Origin of the sequence: Pseudomonas libanensis, from assembly GCF_001439685.1 — a bacterium.
GTDB classification, from domain to species: Bacteria; Pseudomonadota; Gammaproteobacteria; order Pseudomonadales; family Pseudomonadaceae; genus Aquipseudomonas; species Aquipseudomonas libanensis.
This window is the reverse complement of the sequence record NZ_JYLH01000009.1, coordinates 220111-238683: the sequence shown is the minus strand read 5'-3', so window position 1 is coordinate 238683 and position 18573 is coordinate 220111. Positions and strand designations below refer to the sequence as shown.

Sequence of the window (18573 nt, the reverse complement as noted above, 5' to 3'; positions counted from 1 at the left end):
ATTGCCCGCCTGTGGATAAACCGGTTATCCACAGAAAAAACCAAAAAAAACGATGAACCAAGCCCGTGCCGAATCGTCATCTACAGTGAGTGAAGCACGGGGTTACATAATTCCAACGTAACGGAGAAACACACTATGAGCACTGATGGTGCCTCAAGCCCAAGCCGCCTGCTGCCCAGGTTGCTAGGCGTCTTGCTGCTGATCATGGGGCTGGCCTTGCTGGCCGGTGGGGTCAAGCTGAGCATGCTCGGCGGCTCGCTGTATTACCTGCTGGCCGGTATCGGCATCGCCCTGACCGGCGTGCTGCTGCTGGCCACCCGCCGCGCTGCGCTGGGCCTGTATGCATTGGTGCTGTTCGCCAGCACCGTGTGGGCACTGTGGGAGGTCGGCCTGGATTGGTGGCAACTGGTGCCGCGCCTGGCCCTGCTGTTCGCCCTGGGCATCGTCATGCTGCTGCCGTGGTTTCGCCGTCCGTTGTTGCGTGGCCAAGCTGCGCCATTGGGTACTGGCGCGCTGAGCGTAGCCGTAGTGCTGGCCGGTGCTACCGCCCTGGCCAGCCAGTTCACCAACCCAGGTGTTATGGTCAAGACCGGCCAACTGGACCGCGACGCGGTGCCGGGCATGGCCAGCGCTGCACCGGCCCAGGCTGATGGCGACTGGAATTCCTATGGCCGTTCCGCCCACGGTGATCGTTATTCGCCACTGGCACAGATCACCCCGGAAAATGCGCATAAGCTGGTACCCGCGTGGACCTTCCGCACCGGCGACATCCCTGGCCCAGGCGACCCCGGTGAAACCACCGCGGAAAACACCCCGCTGAAAGTCAACGGCATGCTCTACGTGTGCACGCCGCACAGCCAAGTGATTGCCCTGGACCCGGACACCGGCAAGGAAATCTGGCGTTTCGACCCGAAGATCACCACCCAGGGTGCTGAAAGCTTCAAGGGTTGGGCGCACATGACTTGCCGTGGCGTGTCGTACCACGATGACGCTGCCTACGCTTCCGAGCAGAGCCCCACCGGCAGCGCCAGCCCGGCTGCTGCACCGAATGCCTGCCCAAAACGCATCTTCGTCCCTACTGCTGACACTCGCCTGATCGCCCTGAACGCCGACACCGGCAAGATGTGCGAAGACTTCGGTGACAAAGGCCAGGTCGACCTGCGTGCCAACATCGGCAGCTTCGCCCCAGGCGGTTACTACTCCACCTCGCCACCGGCCGTGACCAAGAACCTGGTGGTGATCGGCGGTCACGTGACCGACAACGTTTCCATCGACGAGCCAAGCGGCGTGATCCGTGCGTTCGACGTGCACACCGGCAAACTCGTGTGGAACTGGGACAGCGGCAACCCGGACGACACCACCCCGTTGGCCGAGGGCAAGACCTACACCCGCAACTCGCCGAACATGTGGTCCATGTTTGCCGTGGATGAAAAACTCGGCATGCTTTACCTGCCGATGGGCAACCAGATGCCCGACCAGTACGGCGGCGACCGTACCGACGACTCGGAAAAATACGCCGCTGGCCTGACTGCCCTGGACATCGACACCGGCCACGTGAAGTGGACCTTCCAGTTCACCCACCACGACCTGTGGGACATGGACGTCGGCGGCCAGCCTTCGCTGATCGACATCAAGACCGAAGCCGGCGTCAAGCAGGCCGTGATGGCGTCGACCAAGCAAGGCAGCATCTACGTGCTGGACCGCGCTACCGGCCAGCCGGTGGTGCCAATCCACGAAGTTGCCGTACCCCAAGGCGCAGTGGCGGGCGACCGTACCTCCCCTACCCAGCCCAAGTCCGACCTGAACTTCATGCCGCCGCCGTTGAAAGAACGCGACATGTGGGGCGTTACGCCGTTCGACCAACTGATCTGCCGGATCGACTTCAAGTCGATGCGCTACGACGGCCCGTTCACCCCGCCATCGCTGCAAGGCTCGATCGTTTACCCAGGTAACTTCGGTGTGTTCGACTGGGGCGGCATCTCGGTCGATCCGGTCCGCCAGATCGCCTTCGTGAACCCAAGCTACATGGCGTTCAAATCGAAGCTGATCCCGGCTGCAGACATTGCCAAGCAAGGCCCACGCGTCAGCGAAACCGAAGGCGTACAGCCGAACAAAGGCGCGCCGTACGGCGTGATCCTTGAAGCGTTGCTGTCGCCCATGGGCCTGCCGTGCCAGGCACCAGCGTGGGGCTACGTGGCAGCGGTCGACCTGACCAACCACCAGACCATCTGGATGCACAAGAACGGCACCGTGCGTGACAGCTCGCCGGTTCCGATCCCGCTGACCATGGGCGTGCCGAGCCTGGGCGGTACGTTCACCACCGCCGGTGGCGTCGCCTTCCTCAGCGGCACCCTCGACCAGTACCTGCGTGCCTATGACGTGAAAAACGGCAAGCAACTGTGGGAAGGCCGCCTGCCTGCAGGCGCGCAAACCACCCCGATGACCTACACCGGCAAGGACGGCAAGCAATACGTGCTGGTCATGGCGGGCGGTCACGGCTCCCTGGGGACCAAGCAGGGTGACTATGTAATGGCGTTCAAACTGCCGGATTAAGCAACACTGGCGATACAAAAAAGCGGCTGCCCGAATGGGCAGCCGCTTTTTTTTGCCTGCTGAAAAATGCCCCCGTGGTTTCCCCTCAACCCTTTAAAACTAATTTAGTGCGTACGCCCTGCGTAATACAAAAGCGTACGGATAAAACTTTATAGGGAGCTTTACAACATGACGGACCATGTCGCTACAAAACCGATCCTTACCAACACCACAAAAATCCTGGAACTTGAGCACCTCAATACTGCAAGTTTGAAAAAACTCATCAGTGGCCAAGTGCTTGCCATTCGGGTACCTGAATTTGCCAACGCAACCACCAGCGCACGGTTGATTCAGGCCATCGACGATACCGCCACCCTGGAACACTATGGTCATGAAACCTACGAAGAGGGGCGCGTCGTTCAGCACTTCTATGGTGTGCATCGCTGGGGCACCCCGTTCAACTCCACGTACGGCAAGGCCGCCGGCGGTGATGCCCAAGAGAAATATTATGCTGACGCCGCCCACATGCGCGACCTTATCGACAGCCTCTGTGCACCGCAAACGCCGCCCATTCAACAGCTGATGGAACAGTTCCAGGCGCTCTGGCCGCAAGGTGCAACAGCCGCTGCGTTCCAGGGCCGACCGATGTTTTGCGGGATCATCCGCGTCATGTTCCCGGAGACGGCGCACCTCTCGGAAAAGGTGCCCCATGTGGATTGCCTGCCCCGCACAATCGCTGAACTGCAGCATCAATTCAGCGCCAATATCTACCTGCAAACGCCGCCTTCGGGGGGCGAGTTGATCATCTGGGATACCCAAGCCTTCAGCTATGACGAGGTCAAGCGCTTCGAAGGTGCCCAACTGCCTGAACAGTGTTTACAAAAACCGCTGCGCATCCGCCCACGCAAAAACGAACTGGTGCTCATCAATACCCGCCGCCCCCACGCCATCTGCGGGTTCGATTCGGGAAAACGCGTCAGTATGCAGTCGTTTATCGGCTATACCCCCGGTGAACCGTTTTACTTCTGGTGCTAATACTTTTATTGCTGGTGCACATGGACGTTTATCTATGACCCCCGAAGAATTCCGCCAACATGGCTATGCCATGATCGACCTGATTGCTGACTACCGACAGAACATCGAACAACGCGGCGTGCAGCCCACCACCCAACCTGGCGAGATCAAAGCCGCCCTGCCGGTCAGCCCGCCTGAAACCGCCGAACCGTTCGAACAGATCATGGGCGACGTCGAAAAACTGATCATGCCCGGCTTGCTGCATTGGCAGCATCCCAGTTTCTTCGGGTTCTTCCCTTCCAATGTGGAACTGTCCTCAGTGCTGGGCGATTGCCTGAGCACCGGCCTGGGTGTGATTGGCTTGTCCTGGCAATCCAGCCCGGCCCTCACCGAAATCGAAGAAGTGACCACCGATTGGCTGCGCGACATGCTTGGCCTGAGCAGCTCATGGAGCGGCGTGATCCAGGACTCCGCGTCCAGCTCCACGCTGGTGGCGCTCATCAGCGCCAGGGAGCGCAGCTCCGATTACGCGCTGATGCACAACGGCCTGCAAAACAACGGCGCGCCCTTGATCGTCTACACCTCGGCCCATGCCCACAGCTCGGTCAACAAGGCGGCGATCCTGGCCGGATTCGGCCAGAACCATATCCGCACCATCGCCACCGACGCACACAATGCAATGTCGCCCCAGGCACTGGCGCACGCCATCGAACAGGACCTGGCCGCCGGCAACACGCCCTGCGTGGTGATTGCCACCACCGGCACCACGGCTGCCATGGCGATCGACCCTCTGGCGGCTATTGGCGACCTCACCCAACGCTACGGCCTGTGGCTGCATGTGGACTCGGCCATGGCCGGCGCCGCGATGATCCTGCCGGAATGTCGGGCCTTGTGGGATGGCATCGAAAAGGCTGACTCGCTAGTGCTCAACCCGCACAAATGGCTGGGCGCGGCCTTCGATTGCTCGGTGTACTTCGTTCGCGACCCCGAGCATTTGATTCGCATCATGACCACCAACCCGAGCTATCTGCAGTCCAACGCCGACGGCCAGGTCAGAAACTACCGCGATTGGCGGATTTCCCTGGGAAGCCGCTTCCGCGCCCTGAAGCTGTGGTTCCTGATCCGCGAGCAAGGCGTCTGCGGCCTGCAAGCGCGGCTGCGACGCGACCTGGCCAATGCACGCTGGCTGGCCGAGCAGATTGAGGGCAGTGCGCACTGGAAACTGGTGGCCGCGCCAGCCCTGCAAACCCTGTGCATTCGCCATGAACCGCCAGGGTTGAGCGGCGAAGCGCTGGATAAGCACACGCGCGCATGGGCAGAAAGGCTCAACCTGTCAGGCAAAGCCTATGTCACCCCGGCGATCCTCGATGAACGCTGGATGGTGCGCGTGTCCATCGGCGCACTGGGCACCGAGCGCCAGCATGTCGAAGGGTTATGGGCGCTATTGCAGTCCCTGGTGATTGAAATGCCTTCTAGGTAGGCACCCGCTGCTCACGCCTCATCCACATCTCGAACGCCATGGCATTCAAGGGCCGGCTGATCAGGTAGCCCTGGGCGGTGTCGCATTTCCAGCGTTTGAGCAGGGTGAGGCTGTGCTCGAATTCCACGCCTTCGGCCACCACCTTGAGCCCCAGGTTATGGCTCATCTCGATGGTAGAACGCACGATAACCCCGTCGCCGCTGGTGCTGTCGAGGTTGCGCACAAACGACTGGTCAATCTTCAACTCTTGCACCGGCAGGCGCTGCAATTGGGCGAGGGATGAGTAACCGGTTCCGAAATCATCCACCGACAGGCTGATACCGCAATCGCGCAGCTGCTCCAGTACGCTGAGGGCTTGCTGTGGGTTGTGCATGATCGCGCTTTCGGTAATCTCGAAAATCAAGTGCTCGGCGGCCACGTCGTATTGGGCCAATAGCGCAGTGACGCGAATGGCCAAGTCGTCATCGGCCAGGTCGTTCACGGAAATGTTCACCGACAGCTGGATAACCAGTCCACGCTTCGCCCATTCGGCGATCTGGCGGATAGCCTCTTCGATCACCCACAACGTCAGGCCGCCCATGCTGCCGGTGCGTTCAGCCAGGGGAATGAACTCATTGGGTAACACTTGCCCTAGGGTCGGATGCTGCCAACGCAGCAAGGCTTCGGCCTGGCCGACATGGCCGTGCGTGAGATCAAGCTTGGGCTGGTAACACAGGAACAGTTCGCTCTCCATCACCGCACGGCGCAGGTCACGGATCAGGGTGATCTGGCGTTGGTGAGCGAGGTCGCGATCCGGCTGGTAGATCTGCAAATGCCCCGGCAGGTTGGCCGCATCGTGCCGGGCGATGGCAGCGCGGCTGATCAGTTCCTCCACCTGCTGTCCGTCTGCGGGGTAGGCGGCAATGCCGATGCTCACTTCATGGCGCACTTCGTCGTTGCCGAGGCGTTGGGGCTCGGTCAGTAGCCCATAGAGACGATCGGCGCGAGCCACGGCGCTGTCGATCCCGGTGTTCTCCAGCAGCAGTAAAAACTCACTGCCGGCAATGCGCGCGGCGGTGTCGCTGGCCAACAGGCTCATGGACAAGCAACGGCTGGCTTCGCACAACATGTCCTCCACGCCTTGGGGGCCGAAACCTTCGTTGATGACCCGATAGTTTTCAATCCCCAAGTACAGCAACACCACCGGTCTGCGTGCGCTGATCGCACTGCCCAGGCGCTCCATGGCCAGGGCGCGATTGGGCAGGCCGGTAAGCGGGTCATGCAGGGCATTGTGGGCCAGTTGCCGTTCGCGCATGGCGATGCCGCTTTGCATGGCATTGAACGCCCGGGCCAGCAGGCCGAATTCATCGTGGCTGCGTACCCGCACTGGTGTGCGGTAATCACCGGCACCGATGCGCTCTGCGGCTTGCACCAACGCATTGAGCGGGCGCGAGACACGCCGTGCGAGGAATAACGCCGCCGCCAGGGATACCAGCAGCACCGCCAGGGCAATCCCGAGAAATTGCCGGTCCAGCGGCGCAAAGGATTCCAGGGCATGGTCCAGAGGGCTTTGCAGCAGCACCCGCACCTCATCGCCTGCGCCGCTGTTGGCCAGGGATAACACCTGACTGAGCACGCGCTGGCCATGGAACAGGTGGATGCGCGCCTCTGGATTGATTGGCGGGCCATGCAGGAGGCTGATGATGCTCGGCCGGAAATTGCCCGGCTGGGTGCTCAAGAGCTGGCCTACCTGGCCGTCCTGCACGCTGAGGAACGACACTTCAAGGTTGCTCATGGAGCGCAGCTCATGGGCAAATTGCGTGTCCATGGGAAAGCCCATGATCGCCCGGGCAACAGGCGCAGGGCCGAGCACCTCTTTTTGCACCAGCAAATAGGGGCGCCCGGCCATGGCCACTATCAGCATTTGCTGGCCGCTGCGCCGCGCCTTGCGCAAGGCATCGGCATAGGGGAAGGACTGACCTTGCGTCAGTACCGGCAAGGTAGTGACCATGACTTTGTCGTCCAGGCCCAGCACAAACACTTCGCTGGAACTGACACCGGTACCATGGCGCCCAAGGGCCTCCAGGACCGGCGCCGCCCCGCCAGCGGCCACGGCCCGCTGAAACGGGCCATCGGCGGTCAGCCAGTCCAACCCGTATTGCAGGCGGCGACCGCGCAGGTCCAACAGGCGTTCGAACACCTGGCGCCCGGTGTTCAACTGCACCTCGGCCTGGTTTTCCACCGCGCGGGTGGTGGCGGCCTTGACAGCAAAGTAGGTGGCGGCCACGACCACCAGCAGCAATAGCGCCAGCACGCCGGCGATACGAGTTTGAAAGGTGTGGCGCCACTGCGTGGCCGTCCCATGCGGCAGCATTCGTCGCTCTGTGTTGTACCTTCCTTCTGTCATATGCGTCCCTGCCGACTGCTACGCCGACGTCAAAAAAACGTCAATTTTAATGGGATCTTTAGTTTAAGCAGGTTAGCTGGGGCTGCGGATAAGTAAACCCAATAAATACTGGGGGGTAGATGTCACATTATTGACTCTCCAGCCATTAGCCACGCTCACGGCCGCCTGCACACCTGCTCGGAATACGCAGGCGCAGTAGCGGACATTTCATGCAATATGTTGCTATCGCCCCCGTACCATTGAAACCACCGCGGCCCCGCCCCATCTAACCTCCATACTTCCTTATGCAGGTGCCCCATGAGCGACCAGCAAGACGTCCCTGATTACGACCTGAACGACTACGCCGACCCCGAAAACGCTGACACCACCTCGTCCAACACTGGCCTGGCCCTGCCCGGGCAAAACCTGCCGGACAAGGTCTATATCATCCCGATCCACAACCGGCCGTTTTTCCCGGCGCAAGTATTGCCGGTGATCGTCAATGAAGAGCCCTGGGCCGAGACCCTGGAGCTGGTGAGCAAATCCGACCACCACTCCCTTGCCCTGTTTTTCATGGACACGCCGCCCGAAGACCCACGGCATTTCGACACCTCGGCCCTGCCGCTGTACGGCACCCTGGTCAAGGTGCACCACGCCAGCCGCGAGAACGGCAAGCTGCAATTCGTGGCCCAGGGCCTGACCCGTGTGCGCATCAAGACCTGGCTCAAGCACCACCGCCCACCCTACCTGGTGGAAGTCGAATACCCGCACCAGCCCAGCGAGCCCACCGACGAGGTCAAGGCCTACGGCATGGCGCTGATCAACGCGATCAAGGAACTGCTGCCCCTCAACCCGCTGTACAGCGAAGAGTTGAAGAACTACCTCAACCGCTTCAGTCCCAACGATCCGTCGCCGCTCACCGATTTTGCGGCCGCGCTGACCTCGGCGACCGGTAACGAGTTGCAGGAAGTGCTGGACTGCGTGCCCATGCTCAAGCGCATGGAAAAAGTCTTGCCGATGCTGCGCAAGGAAGTCGAAGTCGCGCGCCTGCAAAAAGAGCTGTCCGCCGAAGTGAACCGCAAGATCGGCGAGCACCAGCGCGAGTTCTTCCTCAAGGAACAGCTCAAGGTCATCCAGCAGGAGCTGGGCCTGACCAAGGACGACCGCAGCGCCGATGTCGAGCAGTTCGAGCAGCGCCTGGAAGGCAAGGTGCTGCCGGCCCAGGCGAAAAAGCGCATCGATGAAGAACTGAACAAGCTGTCGATTCTCGAGACCGGTTCGCCGGAATACGCAGTGACGCGCAACTACCTGGACTGGGCCACCTCGGTGCCGTGGGGCGTGTACGGCGCAGACAAGCTCGACCTCAAGCATGCACGCAAGGTGCTGGACAAGCACCACGCAGGCCTGGACGACATCAAGAGCCGTATCCTCGAATTCCTCGCCGTCGGCGCCTATAAAGGCGAAGTCGCCGGCTCCATTGTGCTGCTGGTGGGCCCGCCGGGCGTGGGCAAGACCAGTGTGGGTAAATCCATCGCCGAGTCCCTGGGCCGACCGTTCTACCGTTTCAGCGTCGGCGGCATGCGCGACGAGGCCGAGATCAAGGGCCACCGCCGCACCTACATCGGTGCCCTGCCCGGCAAGCTGGTGCAGGCATTGAAAGACGTGGAAGTCATGAACCCGGTGATCATGCTCGACGAGATCGACAAGATGGGCCAAAGCTTCCAGGGCGACCCGGCGTCGGCGCTGCTGGAAACCCTGGACCCTGAGCAGAACGTCGAATTCCTCGACCATTACCTGGACCTGCGCCTGGACCTGTCCAAAGTGCTGTTCGTGTGTACCGCCAACACCCTCGATTCGATCCCAGGCCCGTTGCTCGACCGTATGGAAGTGATTCGCCTGTCGGGCTATATCACCGAAGAAAAAGTCGCCATCGCCAAGCGCCACCTATGGCCCAAACAGTTGGAAAAAGCCGGCGTGGCGAAAAACAACCTGAGCATCAGCGACGGCGCCCTGCGTGCGTTGATCGACGGTTATGCACGGGAAGCCGGTGTGCGCCAGTTGGAAAAACAACTGGGCAAACTGGTGCGCAAAGCGGTGGTCAAGCTGCTGGATGAGCCCAACAGCGTGATCAAGATCGGCAACAAGGACCTGGAAAGCTCCCTGGGCATGCCGGTGTTCCGTAACGAGCAAGTCTTGTCCGGCACCGGTGTGATCACCGGCCTGGCGTGGACCAGCATGGGCGGCGCTACGTTGCCGATCGAGGCGACGCGTATCCACACGCTCAATCGCGGCTTCAAGCTGACCGGGCAGTTGGGTGAAGTGATGAAGGAGTCCGCCGAAATCGCCTACAGCTACATCAGCTCGAACCTGAAGTCATTTGGTGGTGATCCGAAGTTCTTCGACGAAGCCTTCGTGCACTTGCACGTACCGGAAGGCGCCACGCCGAAAGACGGCCCGAGTGCAGGGGTGACCATGGCCAGTGCGCTGCTGTCGCTGGCACGCAACCAGCCGCCGAAGAAAGGCGTGGCGATGACCGGTGAACTGACCTTGACCGGGCATGTACTGCCGATTGGCGGGGTGCGCGAGAAGGTGATCGCGGCGCGGCGCCAGAAAATCCATGAGTTGATTTTGCCGGAGCCCAACCGTGGCAGTTTTGAAGAGTTGCCGGACTACCTGAAGGAAGGCATGACCGTGCACTTTGCCAAGCGGTTTGCGGATGTGGCGAAGGTGCTCTTCTGATAGATCTCTAGCGCCTGGACTGGCCCTATCGCGGGCAAGCCCGCTCCCACATTTGATCGCATTCCAAATGTGGGAGCGGGCTTGCCCGCGAAGAGGCCAGCCAAATCAACGCAAAACCCCACCTTGTCACACCTTGTCTCATCTTCGGTTATGCTCCCCCTTCGTCGTGTATTAACGGAGCCTTCATGACCGCTGCCCGCCTGTTTCTCCCCTTGAGCCTTGCCCTGCTGGCCGGATGCGCCAGTGCCCCTAAGCAAAACGTCAGCGTGGACAACCAGAGTGCCTGCCCGCTCCAGCTTAAAAACGGGCAAAACCTGATCCTCACCCTGCCAAGCAACCCCACCACCGGCTATCGCTGGGCCATCCAGGATTCCGCCGGCGGCGTGTTGCGCGCGCTGAGCCCTGAGGTGTACAGCAGCAGCGAATCCGGCGTGATCGGTGGTGGCGGCCAGTCCACCTGGCGCTTCCACGCGTTCGCCGCCGGCCAGGGCCGTCTGCGCCTGACTTCCCAGCAACCTTGGGAGCCGGAGGCCGAACCTGCCGAGACCTTTGACTGCGCCATTACGGTGAACTGATATGCCCTGGCTGATCCTCGCCTTGATGGGCGCCGGCACCTTCATCTACGGCCTGGCGACCCATGCGACGCTGCTGTGCCTGCTGGTCAAGCCGCTGCCGGTGCTGGCGCTGCTGGGTTGGCTGCATGACGCACCGCCCACTGACTATCGGCGCTGGATCAGCCTGGGGCTGATTTTTTCCCTGGTGGGCGACGTCTTGCTCGCCTGGCCGGGGGACCTGTTTATCTTCGGCCTGGGCGCATTCCTGTGCGCGCACCTGGCCTATCTCAAAGCCTATCTCAGCGATTGCCGACGCCTGGCACTGCTGCCGCTGGTACTGGCCCTCGGCGTCGGGGCGATCCTGCTGAGCATCCTGATATCCCACGGCTTGGGAGAGTTGCTGATACCGGTGGTGGTTTACGCGCTGGTGATCAGCGCCATGCTCTGGCGTGCATTGGCGCGCTTGGGCAGCGCTGTACCGAAACGCTCGGCACTGCTGACGGCGGCGGGTGCAGTGTCGTTTGTGTTTTCCGATACGTTGATCGGCATCAACCGCTTTGTAGTGACATTCGAAGCAGCCCCCTATTTGTTGATCACCACCTATTGGCTCGGGCAATGGGGCATCACCGCCTCTGCTTTCCATCAGACAACCCGCGCATCCGAAGACCAACTTGGCTAAAATGCCGGCCTTCCCCCCATCGTCGCCGGAACAGCCGTGAGCAAAGAACCCGATCGCCTATTCGCCCAGCCCCTGCCCCAGGTGCCGGACTTCGCCTTTAACGAGGATGTGGTGCGGGTGTTCCCGGACATGATCAAGCGCTCGGTGCCGGGTTACCCGACCATCGTCGAGAACCTCGGCGTGCTGGCCGCGCAATTTGCCCAACCCAACAGCGTGTTGTATGACCTGGGTTCCTCCCTGGGTGCTGTCACTCAGGCCCTGCGTCGTCATGTACGCACCGATGGGTGCCGGGTGATCGCTGTGGATAACTCGGCGGCGATGGTCGAACGTTGCCGGGAATACCTCAACGGCCAGGACTCGATGTTCCAGGAGCTGCTGCCGGTCGAGGTGATCGAGGGCGATATTCTCGCCCTGCAGTTCCTGCCCGCCTCGGTGGTGGCGCTGAACTTCACCCTGCAATTTATCGCCCCTGACGAACGCCTGGCGTTGCTCGGGCGTATCCGCCAGGCGCTGCTGCCAGGCGGGGCGTTGATCCTTTCGGAAAAGCTGCGCTTCAACGATGTTGAAGAACACGCGCTGCTCACCGACCTGCATATCGCCTTCAAGCGCGCCAACGGCTACAGCGAACTGGAAATCGCCCAGAAGCGCAGCGCCATCGAAAACGTCATGAAGCCCGACAGCCTCGAGGAACACCGCGAACGCCTGCTGGCGGCCGGGTTCTCGAAAGTCGTGCCGTGGTTCCAGTGTCTTAACTTTGCCTCGTTGATTGCCTTGCCATGATTGATTTGTCCCCCCTCGCCCGCCACCTGGTTGGCACTCCCTTGGCCGTGTGGGCCCAGGGCCTGCAAGCACAGCTCGATAGCAAGATGGAAAAGGGCCACGGCGACCTGGAACGCTGGCAGAGCGCTTTGGATGCTTTACCGAAGATCCAGCCCAGCGAAGCCGACCTGTTGAACGGCCTGGTGCTGGATACTGATTGCGACGACGAAACCCGCGCACAGATGCACACGGCGCTGATGGGCCTGAGCCCCTGGCGCAAAGGCCCCTTCCATCTGTTCGGCGTGCATGTGGACACCGAGTGGCGTTCGGACTGGAAGTGGTCGCGGGTCGCGCCGCACCTGGACCTCAAAGGCAAGCGCATCCTCGATGTGGGCTGCGGTAACGGCTATTACATGTGGCGCATGCTCGGCGCTGGGGCCGACAGCGTGATTGGCGTGGACCCCAACTGGTTGTTCTTCTGCCAGTTCCAGGCGGTGCAGCGTTATCTGTCCGAGCCCAAGGCCTGGCACCTGCCGTTCCCCTTCGAAGACTTGCCGGCGAACCTGGAAGGCTTTGATACCGTGTTTTCCATGGGCGTGTTCTACCACCGCCGCTCGCCGATCGAGCACTTGCTGGCGCTGAAAGACACCCTGGTCAAAGGCGGCGAACTGGTCCTGGAAACCCTGGTGGTGGAAGGCGATCAGCAGCAGGTGCTGGTGCCGGAAGATCGCTACGCGCAGATGCGTAACGTGTGGTTCCTGCCCTCGGTGCCGGCCTTGATGCTGTGGCTGCGCCGTGCCGGATTCAGTGAGGTGAGGTGCGTGGATGTGAGTGTGACCACGGTTGAGGAACAGCGTGGGACGCAGTGGATGAAGTTCCAGTCCCTCAGCGATTTCCTGGACCCGGAAGATCACAGCAAGACCATTGAAGGGCTGCCGGCGCCGATGCGGGCGGTGATCATCGCTCGCAAATGACACCACTCTCGTCCTGAAAAAATGGAGATCAAAGGTGGGAGCTGGCTTGCCTGCGATAGCTATCTGTCAGCCAACTGCTCAGTGGCTGATACACCGCGATCGCAGGCAAGCCAGCTCCCACAGTGGTTTCTCAGTGTCAGTTAGAAGGTGGCTTGGCTCGTCGGGCTTTGAAGAACTCGCTCAGGACAGCCCCACACTCCTCTGCCAACACTCCACCTTCAAACAACACCCGATGGTTAAGAAAACCCTGGGTAAAAAACTGCCCCTGGCTTTGCACGATGCCCGCCTTCGGCTCCAACGCGCCATACACCACCCGCGCAACCCGCGAATGCACGATCAAACCCGCGCACATACTGCACGGTTCCAGGGTCACATACAGCGTGCTGCCCACCAGGCGATAGTTATTGATCGCCTGGGCGGCAGCGCGGACCGCGACCATTTCGGCATGGGCACTGGGGTCGTTGCCACTGATCGGGCAGTTGAAGCCGCGCCCGATGATTTCACCGCCCTGCACCAGCACCGCACCTACCGGCACTTCGCCCAACGCCGCGCCTTGAGCAGCGAGGGCCAAGGCTTCGCGCATGAAATCCTGGTCGCGGCTACGGTCGATAATCGCCGCGGGGCGAATCTGGCGCATCACACCACCTCGATGGCGGCCATCAGGCCGGTTTCCATATGGTCGATCACATGACAATGGAACATCCACACCCCTGGGTTATCCGCCACCAAGGCCACGCGGGCGCGTTCGTTCTTGCCCAGCAGGTAGGTGTCGGTGAAATACGGGATCACCTTGTGGCGGTTGGACGCGAGCACCTTGAAGCTCATGCCGTGCAGGTGGATCGGGTGCTGGTACTGGGTCATGTTCTTCAGTTCGAAAATATAGCTCTTGCCCTTCTCCAGCTTGGCAATCGGGCGGTCGGCGCAGGTCTTGTCGGTGATATCCCAGGCCTGGCCGTTGATCTGCCACAGGCTTGGCGGTTTGCCGTTGTCGACGTTGACCGACACCGAACCGACCCACTCGAAATTGAAGTTGAGTTTCTCGGCATTGGCCAGGTCTGGCTCGGCGACCGGGTTGGCCGGCATTGCCGGCGGCCATGTGGTAGGCGCGTCGGTATTGGCCACTGAGCGGAAGGTACCAAGGCGCACCGGGCCGTTGCGCAGCGACAGTTCTTCGCCCGCGGGTGGCGCCTTGATCGCCAGGCAAATGCGCATGCCCGGGCCCAGCCAATACTCCTTGCCCAACGGGCGCGGCTCGATGGGGTTGCCGTCCAGGGCGTAGATCTGCGCTTCGACGCCGGGGATATTGAGGCGATAGGTCAGCGTGTTATCCAGGTTGAGCAGGCGCACGCGGGTGATTTGCCCGGCCGGCAGGTCGATGACCGCCTGAGGCACGCCGTTGATAGTCGAGAGGCGCCCGGCAGTGCCGCCACGCGCCGCTTCACGGGGGATGCTGAACTCGACGAACTCGCCCTGTTCGTCGATGTGCCAGTTCTTCAGGCTCAAGGTGCGTTCGTACTTGAAACCAGTGGGTTCGCGCTCTTCCACGATCAACGGGCCGACCAGGCCACGGCCGAGTTCTTCGCTGCTACTGACATGGGGGTGGTACCAGTAACTGCCCGCATCGGGGACGCGGAATTTATAGTCGAAGTATTCGCCAGGCAGCACGGGCAATTGCGAGACGTAGGGCACACCGTCCATTTCCAACGGCAGGCGAATGCCATGCCAGTGGATGGTGGTGGCGACTGGCAAATGGTTGATAAAGCGCACCCGCAGCCATTCGCCCTGGCGCACGCGCAGCTCGGTACCAGGCGCCGAAGGGCCGAATGCCCAGGCTTGAGTCTTGTGCCCCGGCACCAGTTCCACGTCCAGGGGCGCAGCGATCAACTCATAATCATGCCCCGCCTCGGACTCAGCGACTTTCCCCAGCCAGTAGCGGTAGCCACCGCCGGCACCGACGCCTACTACGGCCAAGCCAGCGAGGCCACCCAGGATTTGTCGACGGGAAAAGGATCGGGACACAACAACCTCGCGTATCTGCCGCAGGCCAAGGGCCCGCAAAGGGCTGATACGATACACCTGCGTCGGCTAAACAGTAAGGCTTCGCATTGCCGCATGGCTCAATTGTAATGTTCGATGAAGATCAAATGTGGGAGCTGGCTTGCCTGCGATAGCGGTGTATCAGTCGCTGATTGGTTGCCTGACCGCTAGCTATCGCAGGCAAGCCAGCTCCCACAGGGATCGGCGGTGTTTGTCAGGGTTTGGCAGCGGCCAGGATCAACGCTTTCATCTCGGCCACTGCGCCTTTGAAACCGACGAACAGCGCGTGGGCCACCAGCGCATGGCCGATGTTCAGCTCGTTGATGCCCTTGATCGCCGCCACCGCTTCGACGTTGTGATAGTGCAGGCCATGGCCGGCATTGACGATCAAGCCTTCGTTGAGCCCGCAATTCACGCCGTCAATGATGCGCTGCAGTTCGTCGGCCACTTCGGTCGGCGTGGTGGCATCGGCATAACGGCCCGTGTGCAGTTCGATGGCCGGGGCGCCGACACGGCGGGAGGCTTCGATCTGGCGTTCGTCGGCGTCGATAAACAGCGAGACTTCGCTGCCGATCCGCGACAGGCGCTCCACCGCGGCCTTGATCCGCGCTTCCTGGCCAGCGACATCGAGACCGCCCTCGGTGGTCAGTTCCTGGCGGGTTTCCGGTACCAGACAGATATGCGCCGGGCGGATGCGTTCGGCAAACGCCATCATTTCTTCGGTGACGCCCATTTCGAAGTTCATGCGCGTTTGCAGCACGTCCTTGAGCAGCAGCACATCGCGCTCCTGGATGTGGCGGCGATCTTCGCGCAAGTGCACGGTAATCCCGTCGGCGCCCGCTTCTTCGGCGTCCAGCGCGGCCTTGACCGGGTCAGGGTAACGGGTGCCCCGGGCCTGGCGCAGGGTGGCGACGTGGTCGATGTTGACGCCAAGAAGAATGCGATTGCTGATGGTCACGGAAGCACTCCTGAAAAGGGAAAGAATCGGTGCACAGCATACACGGGGATGTCAGGGCTTTCGAAACAACTCGCGACTGACCAGCGGCCGCCCGCCCAGATGCACGGCCAGGGCCTGGCGCATCAACCGCTTGGCGGCGGACAAGGCGCCCGGTGCGGTCCAATCCGCGTCGCTCATGGCCAGCAGCTCGGAGCCCTGGAACAGGCCCGGTTGCAGCAGGAACACACGCTCCAGGCCAGCGTCCACTTGCAGGCGGTACATGCCATCGGCGGCGATGGGCTCACCGTGCAGGTCGTTACTCAGTTCGAAGCCGTAGCCAAGGTCGTCGAGCAGGCGCCATTCGAAGGCGCGCAGCAACGGCTCCAGGGGCCGGCCTTCGGCCAGGGCCAGCAACGTGGCGGCGTAGTGATCGAAGACCGCCGGGTGCGGGTCTTCGGCGGGCAACAGGCGGATCAGCAGTTCATTGAGGTAGAGCCCGCTGAATAACGCATCGCCGTTGAGCCAGGCAGAGGTGCCGACGCTTTCCAGGCGGCCGACGTTCTTCAGCTCGCCTTTGCCGCGAAACTCCACGTCCAGGGCCACGAACGGCCGCGCCAACGTCCCCGTTTTGCCCCGCGCACTGCGCAACACTGCACGCAGGCGGCCTTGGGGCGTGAGGAAGTCCACCAGCGCGCTGGTCTCACGATAGGCGCGGCTGTGCAGCACGTAGGCGAGTTGGCTGGGAGGCGGGGATTGGGACATGGATGCTCACTGTTGGAATGCATTTTTGAAAACGACACAAACCCAATGTGGGAGGGGGCTTGCCCCCGATTGCAGTGTGTCAGTCACTTAATGGTTAACTGACCCACCGCTATCAGGAGCAAGCCCCCTCCCACATTTTTTACCCCACGGTGTCCTTAGAGGTCGCCATAGCCCAGGGAGCGCAGTGCACGCTCGTCATCGGACCAGCCGCCCTTCACCTTCACCCACAGGTTAAGCATGATCTTGGAGTCAAACAGCAATTCCATATCCTTGCGCGCCTCGGTGCCGATGCGCTTGATGCGCTCGCCCTTGTCGCCAATGATGATTTTCTTCTGGCCGTCACGTTCGACGAGGATCAGCGCATGGATATGCAGGGTCTTGCCCTGCTGCTTGAACTCTTCGATTTCCACGGTGATCTGGTACGGCAGCTCGGCGCCCATCTGGCGCATGATTTTCTCGCGCACCAGTTCGGCGGCCAGGAAGCGGCTGCTGCGGTCGGTGATCTGGTCTTCCGGGAAGAAGTGTTCGTTCTCCGGCAGGTATCCGGCGATCACGCGCTCCAAGGCTTCGAGGTTGTGGCCATGCTGGGCCGAGATCGGCATGATCTGGGCGTTCGGCAGTTGTTCCTGCAGCCAGCTCAGGTGCGGCATCAGTTCGGCTTTGTCTTCGATGCGATCGGTCTTGTTCAACGCCACGATCAACGGGCCGGTGACGTACTGCACGCGCTCGAGGACCATCTGGTCTTCGTCGGTCCACTTGGTGCGGTCGACCACAAAGATCACCACGTCGACGTCTTTCAACGCCGCCGAAGCGGTCTTGTTCATGTAGCGGTTCAGGGCTTTCTCGCCGCCTTTGTGCATGCCCGGGGTATCGACGTAGACAGCCTGCACGTTGCCTTCGGTCTTGATACCCAGCATGTTGTGGCGGGTGGTCTGGGGCTTTCGCGAGGTGATCGCGAGCTTCTGGCCGAGGATGTGGTTGAGCAGCGTGGACTTGCCCACGTTCGGGCGGCCGACGATGGCAACATAGCCACAGCGTGTTGCGGTTGAATCAGTCATGGCCATTCTCCACGCCCAGGGCAATCAGTGCTGCAGCGGCCGCTACCTGTTCGGCAATACGACGGCTCACACCCTGACCTCGGCTTTTTTCGTTCAATAAGGTGATTTCACATTCCACGAAGAACACGCGGCAATGAGGCTCACCCTGGATATCCACCACTTCGTAGCGTGGCAGTTCGCAACCGCGGGACTGCAGGTATTCCTGCAAGCGGGTCTTGGGATCTTTGTTGGTGTCGACCAGTGTCAGGCTTTCGATTTCCGAAGCCAGCCAGGCAACCACGCGCTCCTTGGCAGTCTCCATCCCGGCATCGAGGTAGATCGCGCCGATCAAGGCTTCGAGGGCATCAGCCAGGATTGACTCGCGACGGAAACCGCCGCTTTTCAACTCACCGGAACCCAGCCGCAGGTACTCGCCCAGGCCAAAGCCTCGGGCCAGCACGGCCAGGGTCTCGCCTTTCACAAGGCGTGCGCGCAGGCGCGAAAGCTGGCCTTCTCGCGCTTGGGGGAAGCGCTCGAACAGCGCCTCGCCGGCGGCGAAATTGAGGATAGCGTCACCGAGAAATTCCAGGCGCTCGTTATTGCGCCCTGCAAAGCTGCGGTGTGTGAGGGCAAGGACCATCAATTCCTGGTCCTTGAAGGTATAGCCGAGCTGGCGCTCGAGACGGCTTAGAGAAACAGTCACG

The 18573-nt window shown here is 61.4% G+C and carries 15 protein-coding genes; 8 read left to right on the top strand and 7 right to left on the bottom strand.

All coding sequences use genetic code 11. From position 1 onward, the window contains the following. Nucleotides 1-135: 135 nt before the first annotated feature. The 3 genes from TU73_RS16195 (at nucleotide 136) to TU73_RS16185 (ending at nucleotide 5026) form a co-directional block, all read left to right on the top strand. Nucleotides 136-2553: a glucose/quinate/shikimate family membrane-bound PQQ-dependent dehydrogenase gene (locus TU73_RS16195; protein WP_057013062.1), complete on the top strand. Its 2418-nt coding sequence runs from the start codon at nucleotides 136-138 to the stop codon at nucleotides 2551-2553. Nucleotides 2554-2721: 168 nt separating this feature from the next. Then, complete coding sequence (locus TU73_RS16190; RefSeq protein WP_057013061.1) at nucleotides 2722-3567, top strand: 2OG-Fe(II) oxygenase; 846 nt, start codon at nucleotides 2722-2724, stop codon at nucleotides 3565-3567. Between the two features lie 34 nt (nucleotides 3568-3601). Next, complete coding sequence (locus TU73_RS16185; RefSeq protein WP_057013060.1) at nucleotides 3602-5026, top strand: pyridoxal phosphate-dependent decarboxylase family protein; 1425 nt, start codon at nucleotides 3602-3604, stop codon at nucleotides 5024-5026. Here the strand turns inward: TU73_RS16185 and TU73_RS16180 are convergent. Continuing rightward, on the bottom strand, nucleotides 5019-7379 hold the full coding sequence (locus TU73_RS16180; RefSeq protein ID WP_057013059.1) for a putative bifunctional diguanylate cyclase/phosphodiesterase: 2361 nt from the start codon (nucleotides 7377-7379) through the stop codon (nucleotides 5019-5021). The two genes, TU73_RS16185 and TU73_RS16180, sit on opposite strands and share 8 nt — an antisense overlap. Before the next feature lie 330 nt (nucleotides 7380-7709). Between TU73_RS16180 and lon the strand changes: the two genes are divergently transcribed. The 5 genes from lon (at nucleotide 7710) to cmoB (ending at nucleotide 13096) form a co-directional block, all read left to right on the top strand. Further along, the gene (lon, locus tag TU73_RS16175) at nucleotides 7710-10130 is read left to right on the top strand and encodes an endopeptidase La (RefSeq protein WP_057013058.1); all 2421 of its coding nucleotides are present in this window, start codon (nucleotides 7710-7712) and stop codon (nucleotides 10128-10130) included. A gap of 185 nt (nucleotides 10131-10315) precedes the next feature. Further along, nucleotides 10316-10705: a protease inhibitor I42 family protein gene (locus tag TU73_RS16170; protein ID WP_057013057.1), complete on the top strand. Its 390-nt coding sequence runs from the start codon at nucleotides 10316-10318 to the stop codon at nucleotides 10703-10705. A 1-nt stretch (nucleotide 10706) separates the two neighbouring features. Beyond that, entirely contained in the window at nucleotides 10707-11363 is a 657-nt protein-coding gene (locus tag TU73_RS16165) for a lysoplasmalogenase (RefSeq protein WP_057013056.1), read from the top strand. 36 nt (nucleotides 11364-11399) lie between these two features. Continuing rightward, nucleotides 11400-12143 carry a carboxy-S-adenosyl-L-methionine synthase CmoA gene (cmoA, locus tag TU73_RS16160; protein ID WP_057013055.1) on the top strand — a complete coding sequence of 248 codons (744 nt, stop codon included), beginning with the start codon at nucleotides 11400-11402 and terminating at the stop codon, nucleotides 12141-12143. Then, on the top strand, nucleotides 12140-13096 hold the full coding sequence (cmoB, locus tag TU73_RS16155) for a tRNA 5-methoxyuridine(34)/uridine 5-oxyacetic acid(34) synthase CmoB (RefSeq protein ID WP_057013054.1): 957 nt from the start codon (nucleotides 12140-12142) through the stop codon (nucleotides 13094-13096). Before cmoA ends, cmoB begins: the two co-directional genes overlap by 4 nt. A 136-nt stretch (nucleotides 13097-13232) precedes the next feature. Here the strand turns inward: cmoB and tadA are convergent, their stop codons facing one another. The 6 genes from tadA to rnc all read right to left on the bottom strand — a co-directional run bounded on the left by tadA (nucleotide 13233) and on the right by rnc (nucleotide 18572). Next, nucleotides 13233-13733: a tRNA adenosine(34) deaminase TadA gene (tadA, locus tag TU73_RS16150; protein WP_057013053.1), complete on the bottom strand. Its 501-nt coding sequence runs from the start codon at nucleotides 13731-13733 to the stop codon at nucleotides 13233-13235. Next, nucleotides 13733-15115, bottom strand: a complete 1383-nt coding sequence (locus TU73_RS16145; protein ID WP_057013083.1) for a multicopper oxidase family protein — start codon at nucleotides 15113-15115, stop codon at nucleotides 13733-13735. The genes tadA and TU73_RS16145 overlap by 1 nt, the downstream gene beginning before the upstream one ends. A 232-nt stretch (nucleotides 15116-15347) precedes the next feature. After that, entirely contained in the window at nucleotides 15348-16091 is a 744-nt protein-coding gene (pdxJ, locus tag TU73_RS16140; RefSeq protein ID WP_057013052.1) for a pyridoxine 5'-phosphate synthase, read from the bottom strand. A gap of 51 nt (nucleotides 16092-16142) precedes the next feature. Further along, complete coding sequence (gene recO, locus TU73_RS16135) at nucleotides 16143-16832, bottom strand: DNA repair protein RecO (RefSeq protein ID WP_057013051.1); 690 nt, start codon at nucleotides 16830-16832, stop codon at nucleotides 16143-16145. 155 nt (nucleotides 16833-16987) lie between these two features. Next, nucleotides 16988-17890: a GTPase Era gene (gene era / locus TU73_RS16130; RefSeq protein WP_029297473.1), complete on the bottom strand. Its 903-nt coding sequence runs from the start codon at nucleotides 17888-17890 to the stop codon at nucleotides 16988-16990. Then, nucleotides 17883-18572: a ribonuclease III gene (gene rnc / locus TU73_RS16125; RefSeq protein ID WP_003188856.1), complete on the bottom strand. Its 690-nt coding sequence runs from the start codon at nucleotides 18570-18572 to the stop codon at nucleotides 17883-17885. Before rnc ends, era begins: the two co-directional genes overlap by 8 nt. Nucleotide 18573 lies beyond the last annotated feature (1 nt).

Coding starts and splice junctions, on each gene's coding strand:
- TU73_RS16190 (WP_057013061.1), top strand. CDS start 2,722: ATGACGGACCATGTCGCTACAAAACCGATCCTTACCAACACCACAAAA.
- lon (WP_057013058.1), top strand. CDS start 7,710: ATGAGCGACCAGCAAGACGTCCCTGATTACGACCTGAACGACTACGCC.
- TU73_RS16170 (WP_057013057.1), top strand. CDS start 10,316: ATGACCGCTGCCCGCCTGTTTCTCCCCTTGAGCCTTGCCCTGCTGGCC.
- TU73_RS16195 (WP_057013062.1), top strand. CDS start 136: ATGAGCACTGATGGTGCCTCAAGCCCAAGCCGCCTGCTGCCCAGGTTG.
- recO (WP_057013051.1), bottom strand. CDS start 16,832: ATGTCCCAATCCCCGCCTCCCAGCCAACTCGCCTACGTGCTGCACAGC.
- TU73_RS16165 (WP_057013056.1), top strand. CDS start 10,707: ATGCCCTGGCTGATCCTCGCCTTGATGGGCGCCGGCACCTTCATCTAC.
- cmoB (WP_057013054.1), top strand. CDS start 12,140: ATGATTGATTTGTCCCCCCTCGCCCGCCACCTGGTTGGCACTCCCTTG.
- TU73_RS16185 (WP_057013060.1), top strand. CDS start 3,602: ATGACCCCCGAAGAATTCCGCCAACATGGCTATGCCATGATCGACCTG.
- era (WP_029297473.1), bottom strand. CDS start 17,890: ATGACTGATTCAACCGCAACACGCTGTGGCTATGTTGCCATCGTCGGC.
- TU73_RS16180 (WP_057013059.1), bottom strand. CDS start 7,379: ATGCTGCCGCATGGGACGGCCACGCAGTGGCGCCACACCTTTCAAACT.
- tadA (WP_057013053.1), bottom strand. CDS start 13,733: ATGCGCCAGATTCGCCCCGCGGCGATTATCGACCGTAGCCGCGACCAG.